This is a genomic window from Alteromonas sp. AO-Serp, from assembly GCF_017849675.1.
GTDB lineage: Bacteria > Pseudomonadota > Gammaproteobacteria > Enterobacterales > Alteromonadaceae > Alteromonas > Alteromonas macleodii.
Genome location: NZ_JAFLMX010000056.1, coordinates 1 through 16996 on the forward strand (window position 1 = coordinate 1; position 16996 = coordinate 16996).

Annotated in this window: 20 protein-coding genes; 15 read left to right on the plus strand and 5 right to left on the minus strand. The window is 45.1% G+C overall.

The genetic code is table 11. The features are described 5' to 3' along the window. Nucleotides 1-296 precede the first annotated feature (296 nt). From QVA83_RS04835 to rpoS, 10 genes are all read left to right on the plus strand, one after another. On the plus strand, nt 297-1919 hold the full coding sequence (locus tag QVA83_RS04835) for a methyl-accepting chemotaxis protein (protein ID WP_014948166.1): 1623 nt from the start codon (nt 297-299) through the stop codon (nt 1917-1919). A gap of 342 nt (nt 1920-2261) precedes the next feature. Further along, nucleotides 2262-3977: a TIGR03545 family protein gene (locus QVA83_RS04840; protein WP_156077855.1), complete on the plus strand. Its 1716-nt coding sequence runs from the start codon at nt 2262-2264 to the stop codon at nt 3975-3977. Between the two features lie 98 nt (nt 3978-4075). Continuing rightward, complete coding sequence (ftsB, locus tag QVA83_RS04845) at nt 4076-4366, plus strand: cell division protein FtsB (RefSeq protein ID WP_014948164.1); 291 nt, start codon at nt 4076-4078, stop codon at nt 4364-4366. Nucleotides 4367-4371: 5 nt separating this feature from the next. Then, complete coding sequence (gene ispD, locus QVA83_RS04850) at nt 4372-5133, plus strand: 2-C-methyl-D-erythritol 4-phosphate cytidylyltransferase (RefSeq protein ID WP_156077854.1); 762 nt, start codon at nt 4372-4374, stop codon at nt 5131-5133. Then, on the plus strand, nt 5133-5606 hold the full coding sequence (ispF, locus tag QVA83_RS04855) for a 2-C-methyl-D-erythritol 2,4-cyclodiphosphate synthase (protein WP_014948162.1): 474 nt from the start codon (nt 5133-5135) through the stop codon (nt 5604-5606). The genes ispD and ispF overlap by 1 nt, the downstream gene beginning before the upstream one ends. Next, a complete protein-coding gene (gene truD, locus QVA83_RS04860) occupies nt 5603-6688 on the plus strand; it encodes a tRNA pseudouridine(13) synthase TruD (RefSeq protein ID WP_014975597.1) in 1086 nt (361 codons plus the stop codon). Before ispF ends, truD begins: the two co-directional genes overlap by 4 nt. A gap of 80 nt (nt 6689-6768) precedes the next feature. Next, nucleotides 6769-7404, plus strand: coding sequence for a protein-L-isoaspartate(D-aspartate) O-methyltransferase (locus QVA83_RS04865; protein WP_014948160.1), 636 nt, complete (start codon nt 6769-6771; stop codon nt 7402-7404). Continuing rightward, nucleotides 7401-7979, plus strand: coding sequence for a YqaA family protein (locus QVA83_RS04870; protein ID WP_156077853.1), 579 nt, complete (start codon nt 7401-7403; stop codon nt 7977-7979). The genes QVA83_RS04865 and QVA83_RS04870 overlap by 4 nt, the downstream gene beginning before the upstream one ends. Before the next feature lie 31 nt (nt 7980-8010). Next, nucleotides 8011-8850 carry a peptidoglycan DD-metalloendopeptidase family protein gene (locus tag QVA83_RS04875; RefSeq protein WP_052247334.1) on the plus strand — a complete coding sequence of 280 codons (840 nt, stop codon included), beginning with the start codon at nt 8011-8013 and terminating at the stop codon, nt 8848-8850. Nucleotides 8851-8922: 72 nt separating this feature from the next. Continuing rightward, complete coding sequence (rpoS, locus tag QVA83_RS04880; RefSeq protein ID WP_287498189.1) at nt 8923-9915, plus strand: RNA polymerase sigma factor RpoS; 993 nt, start codon at nt 8923-8925, stop codon at nt 9913-9915. Between the two features lie 113 nt (nt 9916-10028). Here rpoS and folA read toward each other — a convergent pair whose 3' ends face one another. Beyond that, a complete protein-coding gene (gene folA / locus QVA83_RS04885; RefSeq protein WP_039231980.1) occupies nt 10029-10526 on the minus strand; it encodes a type 3 dihydrofolate reductase in 498 nt (165 codons plus the stop codon). 182 nt (nt 10527-10708) lie between these two features. Between folA and QVA83_RS04890 the strand changes: the two genes are divergently transcribed. From QVA83_RS04890 to QVA83_RS04905, 4 genes are all read left to right on the plus strand, one after another. Beyond that, nucleotides 10709-11074, plus strand: coding sequence for a hypothetical protein (locus QVA83_RS04890; RefSeq protein ID WP_039224426.1), 366 nt, complete (start codon nt 10709-10711; stop codon nt 11072-11074). 63 nt (nt 11075-11137) lie between these two features. Further along, entirely contained in the window at nt 11138-11344 is a 207-nt protein-coding gene (locus QVA83_RS04895) for a hypothetical protein (RefSeq protein WP_014978232.1), read from the plus strand. Nucleotides 11345-11357: 13 nt separating this feature from the next. After that, nucleotides 11358-11855 carry a superoxide dismutase, Ni gene (gene sodN / locus QVA83_RS04900; RefSeq protein WP_131137090.1) on the plus strand — a complete coding sequence of 166 codons (498 nt, stop codon included), beginning with the start codon at nt 11358-11360 and terminating at the stop codon, nt 11853-11855. A gap of 12 nt (nt 11856-11867) precedes the next feature. Then, entirely contained in the window at nt 11868-12143 is a 276-nt protein-coding gene (locus tag QVA83_RS04905) for a S24/S26 family peptidase (RefSeq protein WP_283616987.1), read from the plus strand. 186 nt (nt 12144-12329) lie between these two features. Here the strand turns inward: QVA83_RS04905 and cgtA are convergent, their stop codons facing one another. From cgtA to rplU, 3 genes are all read right to left on the minus strand, one after another. Beyond that, nucleotides 12330-13496, minus strand: coding sequence for an Obg family GTPase CgtA (cgtA, locus tag QVA83_RS04910; protein ID WP_014948151.1), 1167 nt, complete (start codon nt 13494-13496; stop codon nt 12330-12332). 260 nt (nt 13497-13756) lie between these two features. Beyond that, nucleotides 13757-14014 (minus strand): 50S ribosomal protein L27, encoded by a 258-nt coding sequence (gene rpmA / locus QVA83_RS04915; protein WP_012517170.1) that lies wholly within the window; start codon nt 14012-14014, stop codon nt 13757-13759. Between the two features lie 15 nt (nt 14015-14029). Continuing rightward, nucleotides 14030-14341, minus strand: a complete 312-nt coding sequence (gene rplU, locus QVA83_RS04920; RefSeq protein ID WP_012517169.1) for a 50S ribosomal protein L21 — start codon at nt 14339-14341, stop codon at nt 14030-14032. 775 nt (nt 14342-15116) lie between these two features. Between rplU and ispB the strand changes: the two genes are divergently transcribed. Further along, on the plus strand, nt 15117-16091 hold the full coding sequence (ispB, locus tag QVA83_RS04925; protein ID WP_156077850.1) for an octaprenyl diphosphate synthase: 975 nt from the start codon (nt 15117-15119) through the stop codon (nt 16089-16091). Between the two features lie 111 nt (nt 16092-16202). Here the strand turns inward: ispB and QVA83_RS04930 are convergent, their stop codons facing one another. Continuing rightward, a complete protein-coding gene (locus QVA83_RS04930; protein ID WP_287498188.1) occupies nt 16203-16886 on the minus strand; it encodes a ZIP family metal transporter in 684 nt (227 codons plus the stop codon). Nucleotides 16887-16996 lie beyond the last annotated feature (110 nt).

Genomic DNA, 16996 nt, shown 5'->3' on the forward strand with positions numbered 1-16996 from the left:
GATCACGACAGTGCCAAATTTGCGCGGATGGTAGCACACAAAATCGCCCTGCCAAGCCCCTACCAGCAAAGTTTTTTTGATTCTCTGTCAAGCTACGTATTCAGTGCGTTAGATGACATTTTTTAGCCTGTTGATACCGCATTATTTTTTAGTACAAAAGCGGTGAGCGATTTGCTTCTAAAGTCGTAGTAAAGCTCGTCTATATATGGTGTATTTTTAATCGTAATAAAAAGCGGTTAATAAAAAACCGTCTACACTTTAAAAAAACAAAAATACAAATAGATAGGTATTTGCCGATGTGGTTAAGAAAATTCAGTTTAATTCAACGTTTGGGCATTATCGTTGCCCTAATTACGCTGTTATTTGTACTTCTTACTGCCGTTGTTTTAAACAGGCACTACGAAGCATTAAAGCAAAAGTCTTATGATGAAAATCAGCACCTGGTCGAGGTGGTTCATACCATGCTCAGTAGCTTCGCGGCGCGTACCGACGTAGACGAGGCAACCGCTAAGCAACAGGCGTTAGAGGCCGTCAAAGCGCTACGATACGACGGCAGCAACTACTTTTGGATCCAAGACCAAACGCCATCTATGGTTATGCACCCCATCAAGCCCGCCCTTGACGGTCAAGATTTACGAACCTTTAAAGACGGGAACGGCAAAGCCTTCTTTATAGAAATGGCGCAAAAAGTGAAATCGAAAGGTGAAGGTTTTGTCGATTATGTATGGCCGCTTCCCGGTGAAGAGTCACCTACCGACAAAATTTCCTACGTTAAAGAGTTCAAGCCGTGGGGATGGACAGTGGGCTCTGGTATCTACCTTACCAATCTTGAAAAAGAATTTGCTCATCTTCGCAATGTGATTGCGGTGTTTTGTCTGGTTAGCATAGTGCTAGTTGTGGTGCTTGTTTATGTGATTGGCGGCAGCATAGTGAAACCGGTTCAAGAAGTAAGTGAGCGAATGAAGGATATCTCACAAGGAGAAGGTGATCTTACCCGCTCGTTGCCTGAAACTGGCCAAGATGAAGTAACGCGTTTGGCACGCTACTTTAATGAATATACCGAAAAAATGCGCCATTCTCTGTTGGGGATCCGTGAGAATATTAATTCACTGACCCAGCAAGCAGAACTTGTAGAAACATCAAGTAAAAATAGTAACGCTCAGGCACAGACGCAAAATGAAAATATGCTTCAAGTTGCCGCTGCCATGGAAGAGATGACAACGCAGATAAATGAGGTTAGCAATAACGCAGATTCTGCAGAAAAAAGTACCAGCAGCGCGCGGGGTAACGTGCAAAACGGCGCCTCGGTTGTGGATAGTACCGTAAACGATATACGCTCTCTTACCTCTGATATTGAAAGCGTAAGTAGCGCGGTTACCGAACTTGCTGCGCAGACTGAAAGCATTGGTGCTGTACTTGATGTAATCCGCGGCATTGCCGAACAAACTAACTTACTGGCGCTTAACGCTGCTATAGAAGCAGCGCGAGCTGGCGAGCAAGGACGAGGTTTCGCCGTCGTAGCTGATGAAGTGCGTACACTGGCAAGTCGAACCGGACAAAGTACCGATGAAATTCAAGCGATGATAGAAAAGCTGCAAAGTAATGCCAAAAGCGCAGTAGATGCAGTAAAAGTAAGCCAGTCAGCGTCAACCAAAACGGTAGACAACGCTATACAGGCGAATCAAAATCTGCAAGAAGCTGATCGCTTAATGACTGAAATTGCAGATATGAGTAGCGAAATAGCGCGGGCTACCGAGCAGCAAGCGGAAGCCGCTACCGAAGCGAATATGCGCATCAATGCACTGTCAGGTGCTGCTGATAGTAGCTTGAGAACGGCAGATGAATTAGCAGCTGCGAGCCAAGCGTTACGCGCAAGCTGTATAGCAATAATGGACATTGCGAACCGCTTTAAGCTTTAAAGCATTTTACATTTCAACGAGCCTGCTGCGCTTTGCTGCAAAGCATTGAGAAGCAGGCTCCGTTTACTGCTGCTACCACTCCATAGCTCACGGTAATTTTCTTTTAAAAAAAGTAAACTTTGCCGAATTTTGCTTCTCTTACGTCAAGTTGTTTAAAAGCTCACATGGTTTAATCAATACACCTACCTTCTGCGTATGGAAGAAAAGACCTGAGTGCATTACACTCAGAGGCACCATAAGTGGCGGTTAATCGATTACTTTTTATTGAGCGATATACTAGCCACCAAAGTAGTGACTTATGCGCAATAAAAGCCAGACGCGCAAAAAATCAAGGAGTTGAATATGAGCAGTGGTTCAAAGGGTAAGCCTATTTTTTTATGGGTTGTCGGTTTTTTCGTGTTGCTATTTTTGGTGTATTTCCTGTTCGCCAATACCATCATCAAATCTATTCTTGAGTCCAAGCTGGGCGAATCCTATGGAGCAGAAGTGAATATCGACGAGTTCGACCACTCTCTTTTTCCAACAACTGTTACGCTGAAAGGTATTGCACTCACCAACCCCACAAAGCCTACTCACAACCAAGTTTTTGTAGGCGAAGCTCATGCAGACGTTGAGCTAAAGCCACTGTTAGATGATCAAGTTATCGTAAACAATCTTGATTTACTGAAAGTGCAGTTCGATACACAGCGCGAGTCTGAAGGTGAAGTGTATCGCGTTCCAGAACGTTCACTGTCATTTGACGAAATTAAAGCAAAAGCCAAAGAAGCCGTGCCTACGGTTGACGAACTTCTCGCCCGCAATCCACTAAAAACCACTGCTGCCATTGAAAATGCAAAGTCTGCCTACGAAACCTATGGAAAAGGTTTGAAAGACGACTATGAATCTTTACCTGATAAGTCGCGCATTGAGTACTACAAAACGCAGGTAGCCCAGCTTAAAGAAACGAACTACAAAGACCCTCAAGCCTTGGTACAGGCAAAGTCTTCTTTTGATAAGTTGAAAGAAGAAATGCAGGCAGACCGCGCGCTTATTAGCAATTTCACGGAAAAAGCGAGCGTTGCCAAACAAGCCCTTAGTGAAAGTGTTGAAGCACTTAAGAAAGCGCCACAAGAAGATTACGCGTTGCTGAAAGGGGTAATTGCAGGTGACCAAGCGGCACTTTCTCAAGTCACTTACTTTGTGTTTGGCGACAAAGCGGCGGAATACACTGAGTACCTTATGTCAGCAATGCAAATTGTTATGCCGCTCATTCAAGGTGAAGAAAAAAGTGAAGCACCGACTGAAGTGCCGTCGATTTTGGTGAAAGAAGCCAATGTATCAGTGCTTTGGCAAAATGAATCTATCACCAGCAAATGGAACAACATTACAAACGTTCACGAAGTATTCGGTAACCCCACCACCTTTACTATTGAAGCAGCGGGCGAGTTACTAAAGTCGTTTACTTCCAGCGGTGAATTCTGGATTGACGGCGACGGTGTTGATGCCAGTCAAGTCTGGCAGCTAGCTGGCGTAAATATGTCTGACATTTCATTTAGCGGTAATGAAACACTAAATGCGGTGCTTAAATCAGCGCTGATGAAAACCAATGGATCGATGAAAGTCACAGATAACATGCTTACCGGTACGGGCGAAGTTGACCTTCAGCAGCTCGTTATGGAAGCAACTGGCACCAGTGATATCACCAGTGCTATTGCGCAGGCACTGCAAACGTTAACCAGTTTAAACATGACGATGCTGCTAGACGGCACGCTTTCAGACCCTGGCTTTAACATTAAGTCTGATCTGGATAATAAGCTGGCTAAAGCGGCGCTTTCACAGCTTACTGCCAGCCAAAAAGACAAGCTGGATGAATTAAACAACAAACTCAACAGCATGATAAGTAACGAACAATCATTGCTATCAGGCGAGCTTGTTGACGTAAACAGTATGCTTAGCGCAGCCCAAGGCGACAGTGCCGCCCTTCAGGAGCTGCTTCAAGCTCAACTTAACAACGTTGTTGAGCAGCAAAAAAGTAAGCTGTTTGATAAATTGAAGGGAAAATTGGGCCAAGGTGAATAATGCGCCTTTGACTCGACGCTGCTTCGCGGCATAATAAGACACAGCAGAGGCGAAGAGCCTCTGCTTTTTTCCGCTTAACCACATTGTCAGGTGAATCTGTGTTGCAAGGTAAATGGCTTCCCATTGTATTGATAGTACTGCTTGGTCTATTGCAATACAGGCTATGGTTTGGAAAAAATAGTATTCCCGATTACTTCAACCGAAAACAAGAAGTTCACTCTCAAGCCCTTCAAAATGCCAACCTCGCTCAGCGCAATGCCCTACTTAAAGCTGATATTAGCGATTTAAAAATTGGTCTAGAAGCCATTGAAGAAAGAGCCCGAAATGAACTCGGTCTGATCAAAAAGGGAGAAACCTTCTACCGTATTTTGCCCGCAGATTCTAAGTGAAGAAAATGACATCGCCCCGCGTTGTTGCGGTTATCCCCGCAGCCGGAGTTGGCAGCCGAATGCAGGCTGACCGCCCAAAGCAATACCTCACCTTAAATGGTAAAACCATTCTTGAACACACTATTGACGCGCTGCTACAGCATCCGTTAATCGATGACGTGATCGTAGCGATAAGCCCAGGTGACGCGTATTTTGATCAATATCGGTTACGTGAAAAACCCATTCGCGTTGTAGATGGCGGAAAGGAACGCGCTGATAGTGTATTGAACGGGCTTATGTCACTTGGCGAGAACGATTGGGCACTGGTTCACGATGCCGCGAGGCCTTGTATAGAAGAGAGCGATATTTCCGCACTGCTCGAATTAATGAGCAGTGATAACGTTTCTGGCGGTATTCTAGCTACCCCTGTTCGTGACACCATGAAGCGGGTCAGACCTTCAACAAATGTTATTTCTCACACTGAAGACCGGGACGGTCTTTGGCACGCTTTAACGCCTCAACTTTTTCCAGCAACATTGCTAAAACGCGCGCTTCAAAATGGTTTATCACAGGGCGCGAATATCACAGACGAAGCCTCTGCCATGGAGCTTGAAGGCTACAAAGTTGCCATGGTAAGCGGAAGTCCGGCAAATATAAAAATAACGCATCCGGCCGATCTTCCTTTGGCAGAATTTTATCTTAAGCAAAAATTAAGCGCGCAAGGCCAGAACGCTCAAAACTACAGAGCTCAAAGCCACAGCGCAAAAAATCAAAAGGCACAATCATAATGCGAATTGGACACGGATTTGATGTACACAAGTTTGGCGGTGAAGGCCCCATCACAATAGGTGGCGTCAGTATCGACTATGAGCAAGGACTGTTAGCTCACTCAGATGGCGATGTATTACTACACGCACTGTGTGATGCAATGCTAGGTGCAGCAGCACTCGGTGATATTGGCAAGCACTTCCCTGACACAGACGACGCATACGCGGGTGCAGACAGCCGCGTGCTGCTGCGTCACGTTGTCAATGTAGTAAGGGAGAAAGGTTACCGCTTAAGTAATGCAGATATGACCATTGTGGCGCAAGCACCTAAGATGGCGCCGCATATTACTGCTATGCGTGAGATTATTGCCCAAGACTGCAACGTATCGCTTGACGACATCAACGTAAAAGCAACGACCACTGAAAAGCTAGGCTATACAGGCCGTAAAGAAGGCATTGCCTCTCACGCCGTTGTTCTACTGGAAAAATTATGAAGCCTTTACACACTGACCACTGGCAGTACTATTTCGCAAAACCTGTATCCACCGGTATTTTTAAATTCCAAGCCGACGATTTTCAAGTTGTCGAGGATTTGGGTTATACCCCTTGTGGTGAAGGCGAGCACCAGTTTGTATTTATTGAAAAAACCAACACCAATACCGCGTTTGTCGCTGAGCAGCTAGCCCGTTTCGTTAACCTTCCATTACGCCAAATTACCTATGCTGGTCGCAAAGACAAATACGCGGTAACGCAACAGTGGTTTGGTATTCATGCGCCGGGTAAGCCTGACTTCGACTTCAGCAACTTTGAACTGGAAGGCGTTAAAGTGCTTAAGCAAATGCGTCACAATAAAAAGTTGCGAACGGGTCAGCTTAAAGGCAATCACTTTACGATTACCTTGCGCCAGGTACTGCATCCTGAGGCCATTGAAGAGCGTCTTCAAGAAATTGAAAAGCACGGTGTGCCGAACTATTACGGCGAACAACGCTTTGGCGTAATGCGCTTAAATGACATGGGTGAAGTGCAACGCGGTGGAAACCTGGTAATGGCCGAGCGAATGGTAAACGGTGAAACCATCAGACACCGCAACAAACGTTCCATGGCGCTTTCTGCACTGCGCAGCTGGCTATTTAATGAAATGCTTTCTGCACGCTTAGAAAAAGACATGTTCGACAAGGTCACTCACGGCGACGCGCTGGTGCTTTCAGGTTCTAACAGCTTTTTCATCAACGAAGGTTCCGACGGCTCTGAGCAGCAGCAAGACGCACAACGTCGTTTTAATGCCAAAGACGTATGCCCTTCAGCACCGCTGTGGGGTAAAGGTGAACTTGTTACGCAAGCTGACACACTAGCACTTGAGCAATCTGTTGCAGAGCAAAATAGTGAAGTTATCGACTTTTTAAGCCAGTGCGGGTTCGAACAAGAGCGTCGCGCGATAAAAATTTGGCCTTCACAGCTTGAATGGCAGAGTAAGGGTGATACATTTACTATCTCGTTTGCGCTTCCAAGTGGCTGCTTTGCAACCTCAGTCCTTAGAGAGTGCGTGGAAACCTTGTCCCCAATTAACAGGGTGTAAAGAGTATTGAGAAAGCGTGGCGCGCAACAGACTAAACCTCGCGTGGCTGTGGATAAGAATAAAGGAAAGTACGCAACATCATGAGAGCTTCTAGAAAAGGAGACGCGTTAGCACAACTGCTTTATAACGAGGGAATACGTTCGCAAGCAGTATTGAACGCCATTGCTGGTACGCCGCGGGAGAGCTTTTTACCCGACGCGCTGAAACATAAGGCCTATCAAAATACGGCATTGCCAATAGGTCAAGGCCAAACCATTTCGCAGCCTTATATTGTTGCGAAAATGACAGAGTTGCTGCTAGATAGCCCTAATAAACCCGAGAAAGTGTTAGAAATAGGCACGGGTTCAGGTTATCAGACCGCTATACTCGCGCAGCTTTTTGCCAAAGTATTCAGTGTTGAACGTATTAAATCATTGCAGTTCCAAGCGAAACGTCGAATGAATCAGCTCGACCTTCACAATATTGCAATGAAACACGGCGATGGTTGGAAAGGTTGGGCGTCCAAGGGCCCTTACGATGCCATTATTGTCACCGCCGCCGCTGCAAGTCTTCCACAGGATTTGTGCGATCAGCTTAAAGAAGGCGGGCGGTTGATTATTCCCGTAGGTAACGAGCAACAATCGTTACTGTGTATTGATAGGATTGAAGGTGAACTAAAAACATCGACCATTGAATCGGTCCGATTTGTTCCCCTTGTAGCAGGAGAGCTAATGTGAAGCTTTTTGAGCCATGTTATGACATGGCGTTACGCTGGGCGAGACATCGTCACGCAACCAAATATTTGGGTGGGTTAAGCTTCTCAGAGTCGGTTTTCTTCCCTATTCCACCTGATGTTATGCTTGCGCCAATGGCACTGTCTCAGCCTGCTAGAGCATGGCAGTTCGCTTTTATTACGACCATCGCGTCGATTTTGGGCGGTATAGCTGGCTATTGGCTTGGTTACTTTGCTTTCGATGCTTGGCTGGCTCCGCTTATCGAGAGCTGGGGGTATACCCACAAAATAGACACGGCAATGCAGTGGTTTAAAGACTACGGCGTATGGGTAGTTTTTCTTGCTGGTTTCTCACCTATCCCTTATAAAATTTTCACTGTGAGTGCTGGCTTCTTGCAAATGGCCTTCTTGCCATTTGTACTGGCATCTGCTGTTGGTCGAGGCGCACGCTTCTTTTTGGTCGCAGCACTCATGCGCTGGGGGGGCGCAGCCATGGAGCAAAAGCTAAGGCAGTATGTAGAAGTGCTTGGATGGGGAGTAGTCATCCTCGCATTATTCGCTTATTTACTATTGCGATGACATGCGTAGGCCCCACCTTCACATAGGAATTTTGTTATATATTTGTGTACTCATCGGGGGCTGTGCAGGAAGAAGTGCACCCGCTCCCGTGGTTTTATTAAATAGCCAAGTTTCAGATGGAAGCGAAGAATACACAAAAAAAACCTATAAAGTTCAACGGGGAGACACCCTCTATGCGGTGGCATGGTACACGGGAAATGACTATCGCGACTTAGCAAAATACAACCAATTATCAGCTCCTTACACCATTTTCCCTGGTCAAGTTTTAAACGTCACGCCACCTTCGAATGTGGCTACAGCCCCCGTTATACCTAAGTCCAAGACCAATCAGTCAACAGCTCCGACCACATCAAATGTAGACAAAAGTTTGGTTGACCGCCCACAACCACAGGCGTATCGTGAAAGTGAAAAAGTTGTTAAGCCACAAAATGTTACAACTGTCAAGAAGCCGTCACAAAGCGTCAAAAAACAAACACCGACGAGTTTTCCAGACAAAGTACAAGAGTGGGTGTGGCCTGCAGAAGGTAAGGTAGTTGGAACCTTCAGTAAGTCAGAGTCAGGCAACAAAGGTATTGATATCGCTGGTGCTAAAGGCAGTAAAGTCGTAGCGGCAGCAGATGGAAAAGTTGTTTACTCAGGTAGCGCACTAAGAGGTTACGGTAATCTGGTTATCATTAAGCATACAGATACCTTTCTAAGCGCCTATGCCTACAACGACACTATTTTAGTCAAAGAACGAGAATGGGTGTCGGCAGGGCAGCAAATTGCAACCATGGGTGACAGCGGAACAAATTCGGTAAAACTTCACTTTGAAGTTAGGTATAGAGGGAAATCATTAGACCCTATGAAATACCTGCCAGCATTAAAATAATAAAAATAAATAACAATAAAAAAAGACAAAGGAGAAACGTCATAAGGTAAACCTTGTAGCAGGAGATTCATGATGGGTAAGTCAACGAAAGCCTTAGAATCAACACCTCAAGATGATGTAGAAGTCATCGATATGCCAGCTGATATGAAAGCTGACGAAACCTTAGTTAACGACGCTGAACTAGAAAATGACGACGCCATTTTCAGTCAGGATGACCAACCTAAAAACCTGGATGCCACACAGCTTTATCTAGGAGAGATTGGTTTTTCACCACTGCTAACCGCAGAAGAAGAAGTTTATTTTGCGCGCCGCTCACTGAAAGGCTGCGAAGCCTCTCGTAAACGTATGATTGTAAGCAACCTTCGCCTTGTTGTTAAGATTGCTCGCCGTTATAACAACCGTGGGTTGGCACTTCTAGATTTAATCGAAGAAGGCAATTTAGGACTAATTCGTGCCGTAGAGAAGTTTGATCCTGAACGTGGATTCCGCTTTTCAACATACGCCACATGGTGGATACGCCAAACCATCGAACGCGCTATCATGAACCAAACGCGCACCATTCGTTTGCCTATTCATGTAGTGAAAGAACTAAACGTTTATTTACGTGCTTCTCGTGAACTTTCACAAAAGCTTGATCATGAGCCAACTGCAGAAGAAATTGCACTAGCGCTTGATAAGCCTGTGGAAGATGTCACTAAGATGTTGCGTTTAAACGAGCGCATTACCTCTGTCGATACACCTATTGGTGGAGAAAATGATAAAGCACTCCTCGACATTATTGCTGACGAGAAAGAGTTTAGCCCTGAAGAGAGCTTACAAGACTCAGATATCAAAAGTAATATTGTAACCTGGCTTGAAGAACTAAACCCTAAGCAACGCGAAGTACTTGCTCGTCGTTTCGGTCTTATGGGATATGAACCTTCAACACTTGAGGATGTGGGTGCCGAAATTGGCTTAACACGTGAACGTGTTCGTCAAATTCAAGTAGAAGCACTTCGCCGTCTTCGCGATATGTTGGGTCATCAGGGTCTTTCATTAGAGAACCTGTTCGACCAAATGAAGTAGCATCTGCGCGCAACGCAAAAATAAAAATGCCAGTGTTGTGAAGCTCTCAATTTTTGAGTTTCACAACACTGGCATTTTTTTATTTTAAATTGGACCTAGTTCCAATCTCTCCGTTAGTTTCGAACGAGAGTGACGAATGTGTAAGGGTGAGGATTTTTCTCATCGGCGTCATGTTCATCACGTGATACTTCCGTCCAACTTGCTGCCGCCTCATAGTCTGGGAACTGTGTATCTCCGTCAACAGTCAAATCAATATGTGTGAGATACAAAGTGTCAGCGCTATCTAAGAACGTTTGGTAAATAGTACCGCCACCGATAATCATTATTTCATCGTTGTCGCTGTTCTCTGCGCTTAGCGCTTTGGCTACCTCAATCGCTGACTCTGGTGAATCTACTACCGTCGCGTCAGATAAGCTGTAGTCAGCATTACTCGTTATAACAATGTTTGGCCTGCCAGGTAATGCCCTTCCGATTGACTCATAGGTTTTGCGGCCCATTATGACGGCTTTGCCTAAGGTGATCGCTTTAAAGTGTTTTAAATCAGCCGGTAAGTGCCACGGCATATCATTATCTGCGCCTATAATTCTGTTTTTCGCCATAGCAGCAATCATCGCTATCTTCATTTCATTACCTATAAAGCCGTTTTTATTGTTGAACCGCGGCAGTATATCAATATCAGCGACCAAATGTGTATTGGCTCAAAGGGTATAGCTTTAACACCCAACAAATAGAAACAGTTATCATTTGCATTATTATTTTAACTGTTCTAGTGTGTATACAGGAGGTCGCGACAATGCAAATAAACTATCTATGCCCTAAACACGCAGATTGGGTTTACAACAACCCAGAACAGGCCCTACACGTAATGGCGCGCGATGAAATGCAAGGCACAATGCTTATGCAAAGCGGTCAGTTCAGTGAAGCAATTCCATACCTTGGCTGTGCGTTTGATATCGCCGTTATTCTGCTTGAGGTAGACGGCGGTGAGAACAGCGCAATGACAGCTAAGATTATGGGCTTAACAAGCTTGCTTGAAGAGACATACTTTCATCTGAAACTGCCTCACCACCGAAACGCCATTGTCGACAGAGCTCATACTGTCATCAGCGCCTCGAACAACATCGTGAACAGCAATGTACCACTGCGCTTCGCCGTGTAGTTGCACCGATACTTATGCGCCTAACTACTTCACCTTACTTTTACTAACGCTTTAGGAGAATTCATGAAAGTTAACCTTAAACGCTCAGCTCTAATGCTATACGCCGCTGTATTTAGTTCAGGCGCATTCGCTCATGCAGGACACGATCATGAACACTGGACTAGCGGTGTTATGCATGCTCTGTTTTACGCGTCTCTTGTAGGCTGTGCAGCTGCGTGTGGCTTTGCGGCTTACAAATACTTCAACGCTAAAAAGCGCTCAGCAAAGTAAGGGGGTACAAATTATGATTCATCAATTACTCTCAAAACTTCATGCCGTTAGCCCCTTCCCTGCGGTTAGCGCACATTGCGACATTCCTTGCAAAATTTACGATCCGTTTTCGGCGCAGTTGGCTGCGTTGAGTGTTATTCGCTTCGTAGACCTACTTAACGAATTGACCGAAAAAGAGACACTTACGTTTGCAGATCAAGCGCAAATGAGCCGCTTAGTAGCAGAAAAGGAAACCCATGCAGAGAAAGTAAAGCAAGAAGTCAGGGTAATATGGGGCGATTACTTTAAAGCCCCTCAGTTTGAGAAGTTTCCAGATACTAACGAGCTGGTACATAAAATCATGCTGGCCGGTTCCGGGTGTAAGCAACACGTCAGCAGAGAAAAAGCTGAAGAGCTGCTTTCGTTAGTGAATGAATTTGCAGAGCGTTTCTGGGCAACCAAGGATGTCGCAACCAAAAAAGCAACGTGCCCCTATCCACCTTCTGAAGAAGTGGTTTATCCCGACCTATAAATGTTTAAAATTATGCGGGTCACGGGGAGCAGCATGTTGCCTTCTCTAAACGACGGTGACTTTGTCTGTGCAATGAGATGGCCTTTTAGGTGGCTGCGTAGCGGGCAAATCGTGGTTGTTAAAAGCAGCACTTACGGCGTAATTATCAAAAGGGTAGACCATGTTAACACCGACGGAACGTTTACCTTAACGGGCGATAACAAGGCCCACTCGGTAAGCCAAGAGGCCATGGGTAAGTTTACTCGCGCTCAATTGCTGGGAAAGGTTATCTATCATACCAGTGAGTAAGCCAGCACGATGAGGGTGCATTAGCCTAACCGCGTTACTTACAAAAAAGCTCGCACGTTGTCTTTGCAACGATGCGAGCTTTTTGTTGTTCTAATTTGCTTTAGAGCACTGGTTATCAGTAATTGCTTCGCAATTGACTGTCACTCAGCGATTGTTTCTCAACGACTGTTTCTCAGCGATTGTTTCTCAACGACGATACTCAACTTCCACGTCGTAGTCGTCTTCGTCCCAGTCGTCGTCATCTAGGTCATCTTCAAACTCATCATGAGCTTCAAGTGTATTCTTGTGGTAAGTGTCCCACTTGAATTCTACTTCTTTCTTCTCTTCTTCCTCTTCCAGTTCAGCTGGAAGAGTTTCAATGAAGTCCATAATGTCGTTACACAAAGGATCTAGGTTCATCTTTTGGAACGCAGAGATTTGATAAACTGGGCCTTCCCAACCCAACGCATCTATCACGTGCTGACAGCGTTCTTCAGCTTCTTCTTCAAGTAGTAAATCGACTTTATTAAATACTAACCAACGGGGCTTTTCTGCCAATTTAGGGCTGTATTTTTCAAGCTCTTCAATGATCGCTTTTGCGTGCTCGGCAGGATCCGTTTCATCAACAGGGAAAATATCTACCACGTGAAGCAAGATACGACAGCGCTCTAAGTGTTTTAAGAAGCGTATACCTAGGCCAGCACCATCGGCAGCACCTTCTATCAAACCAGGAATATCCGCAACAACGAAGCTTCGCTGTGAATCTTGACGAACCACCCCTAAGTTAGGCACAAGGGTTGTAAACGGATAATCAGCCACTTTAGGCTTAGCTGCTGATACAGAGCGGATAAAGGTTGATTTACCTGCGTTAGGCATACCAAGTAAGCCAACATCGGCTAGAAGCATAAGCTCTAGCTTAAGGTTACGAATTTCACCTGGTGTACCATTGGTCTTTTGACGTGGGGCACGGTTCGTACTGCTTTTAAAGCGGGCATTACCTAAACCGTGAAAACCACCTTGTGCCACTTTAAGCTTTTGACCATGACGAGTCAGGTCACCTAATACTTCGCCAGTATCGCTATCAGTAGCACGCGTGCCAACAGGCACCATTACGGTGAGGTCTTTACCTTTCTTACCAATACAGTTGCCGCCTTGACCATTTTGGCCACGCTCAGCACGGTGAAAGCGCTCAAAGCGATAATCGATCAATGTATTTAGGTTTTCATCGGCCTGTAAAAATACACTGCCGCCGTCACCACCGTCGCCACCGTCTGGGCCACCTTTAGGTACGTATTTTTCCCTTCTAAAGCCAATTGTACCGTTGCCGCCGTCACCGGCTTCAACGCGAATTTCAGCTTCATCTACAAATTTCATTTATCACTCCGGGCTGTAATGCCGTGGGTTATTAACTTATTTAATGCGAATACTAAGTTTACACCAAATTGCGCATCGGCGCTTTTGAGTCTACTCAGCATTCTAAAAAATTGAGAAGTAAAACCTTGCTCAGCGCTAATTCATTTTCAGAATATAATCGCTATTAATTAAGAACAGAAAAAGAAAGAAAGGTTTCACAAAACAAAAAACCCCGCAAGCGCGGGGTTTTTCTAAGCCTGTTCGGCGAGAAGCTTACGCGCTTACTCAGCTACGATGCTTACAAATTTACGGTTCTTCGGTCCTTTAACGTCGAACTGAACTTTACCGTCTTTTAGTGCAAACAACGTGTGGTCTTTACCGATACCCATGTTGTCACCAGCGTGGAAACGAGTACCACGTTGACGAACAATGATGTTACCAGCAAGAACAGATTCACCACCAAAGCGCTTAACACCTAGGCGTTTACTTTCTGAATCACGACCGTTTTTGGTACTACCACCAGCTTTTTTGTGTGCCATGTGTTCGTGCTCCTATTATGCGTTGATACCAGTGATTTTCACTTCTGTGAACCACTGACGGTGACCCGCTTGCTTACGAGAGTGCTTACGACGACGGAACTTAACGATTTTTACTTTATCGCCACGACCGTGTGTAACAACCTCAGCAGTCACCTTACCACCAGCAACGATTGGTGTGCCGATTTTTACGTCGTCACCGTTGCTTACCATTAAAACTTTGTCAAATTCAACCGTTTCGCCTGGGGCTACTTCGATTTTTTCAAGACGAACGGTTTGGCCTTCGGCCACACGGTGTTGTTTACCGCCACTTTGGAAAACCGCGTACATAGTTAACTCCGCTCTGCGTCCACTGACGCTTCAATTCAAAAAACAGGGCGCGAATTGTACGTGAAACATCCGTAAATCACAACCCCGATTCGCAGAAAAATAGATTATTTTTCCAACATGGGGCGAATTATGCCCCAATTGCGTATTTGATGCAGCTTCAAATGCCCAAAAACCGTTAAAAATTCACAAATTTTTTTGAAAAAACAGTAAAAATTTTTAGGTCGTATTAAATCAAAATGGAAATATTGATAGGTCAAATTACATAAAAATGCGATCCAAACGGCGCAAGATCACGCGAGCGAGATCGGCAAACGATCCTCAAATATGAATTGCGATCAGACTGCGATCGAGTTGTTGGATCCCGCAAATTGGATCGTTTTTATTATTCCTACTTCCGCACTTTGTTTCTGTGACTTGGGGCAACGCTACTCCCCTAAATCACAAAAAAAGTTGCTCTTAAACACTTCGTTTTCTTCATACAAACGTCAAAAAATAGCGACTTAACAGGAAAAATTATCGAGAGCACCTATAATTGCATGTGATCGCATGATTAAGGGGGCGTACATGCGGCAAACCGCTAAACACGGAACAGAATTTATATGAAGAATGCAGCCCCACCTTTTTCACATCTGGTTTAACCGTATTTGAGGAATTACACGTAAATGCGTTAAGCCGTCATTTTTTAAGACAATTTGGTGGATAGTACAGATGATTAAGGTACAATCGCCACCAATAATTGCCCAAGACGTAAGAGTAAGTATTTATTGCCATGCCTATGGATATAGATCAAATCCGCGCCCTGTCTAATGATGATATGCAGGCGGTCAACCAGCTGATTCAACAACAAGTCGACTCTGATGTTGCCCTAATTAATCAGCTTGGTTTTTACATTGTAAACAGTGGCGGCAAGCGATTACGCCCACTTCTTACCGTGTTAAGTGCGCGGGCTATGGGAATAGACAGCAACGATCACCATACCCTTGCGGCGATTGTTGAATTTATTCATACCGCTACCCTATTGCACGACGATGTAGTTGACGAATCGACCATGCGCAGAGGGCGGGAAACGGCCAATGCCATTTTTGGCAATCAGGCATCAGTGTTAGTGGGTGACTTTCTTTACACCCGTTCTTTCCAAATGATGGTGAGCCTTAAACGCATGCGCGTTATGGAGATACTGTCTGAAGCCACAAACCAAATTGCTGAAGGTGAAGTGTTACAGCTGATGAACTGTAACGATCCCAGCACTACAGAAGCTCGTTACTTTGATGTTATTTACGGTAAAACGGCGCGTTTGTTTGAAGCTGCTACGCAGTTAGCGGCTGTGCTGACCGACCAAAATGAGCACATTGAACACGCTATGCAAGAATACGGTAAGCACCTAGGCACAGCCTTTCAGCTAGCTGACGATATACTTGACTACATGGCTGACAGCGAAGAAATGGGCAAGAATGCGGGCGACGACTTAGCTGAAGGTAAGCCTACTCTGCCATTACTTTACGCTATGTGGCACGCAAGAAATGACGACGACAAAGCGCTTATTCAAGAAGCTATTGAACAAAGCAATGGCCTACCACACTTGACGCGGATTCAAGGCATTATGGAAGAAACCGGTGCTTTGGACTACACACGTGAATGTGCGCAAAAAGAAGTACAAATGGCCATTAACAGCTTAAACGCTATTGAAGATTCTGAATATAAAGAGGCGTTAATCGCGCTGGCACATATTTCAATTGAGCGTACAAGCTAACTAGCGATAGATAACTAATTGTCGATAAGTGATATGAAAAGGCGTGTTGTAAGCAACACGCCTTTTTTATTGGCAATTACCAATTACGAAAACTAGCTAATTATTAAAAAGCTAGCCTTCGAGCATGAAACCTATCATCCCCACTAAAAAACCAAGAATACCGCCAAGCGGAGGAAGCCAATGGTTTTCCATACGAATTTGCGGTGCAATATCCTGAAACACCGAATAAAGTATTCCACCTGCGGCAAACAGCATTATACCGCTCATTACAACGGGGAACTGCGCTAGATAATAAAAGCCTAACAAGCTAAACAAGGGGCCAAGTAGCGCCATTAATACAAAGATAATAATGAGTTTGGTGCTGCGCTGCTTGTTCTTTGGCAACATTTCCTTATATGCATTAAACCCTTCTGGTAAGTTTTGAACTGCAATCAGTAGGCCTAATAACATGGTACCTCCGCCTAACGCTGCCGTAGTACCAAGTGCGATAGACTCAGGCACGAAGTCGCTAAGCATGGCGGCGAGTTGACTGCCAGCGGTTTTCTTTTTCGCCAAGTAAATATCAAGGGCCATAAAAGCTAAGGCACCGCCCACGAAGCACATTATGGCCGCAAATACCGATACGTCTTTTATGCCTTCAGGAACAAGTACAAGGCCAACCGCCGAAATTAGCGCTCCTGCTCCTAACGCTAAAATACCATGGCGTAACTCTTTTTCTAGCCACTTAGGCTGAATGCTTTGATAAGTCGCTAAAATAGCGCCTGCGGGCATAGCAAGACCCGCCACCGTTGCCATTATTAATAAACCTACAATATCGCTTGTGGCATAACGACTCCTTTCTAACCATTACTTGTATATCTTCCTATTGATTACTACACACAGCACCATTGGTTTACAAATAATAC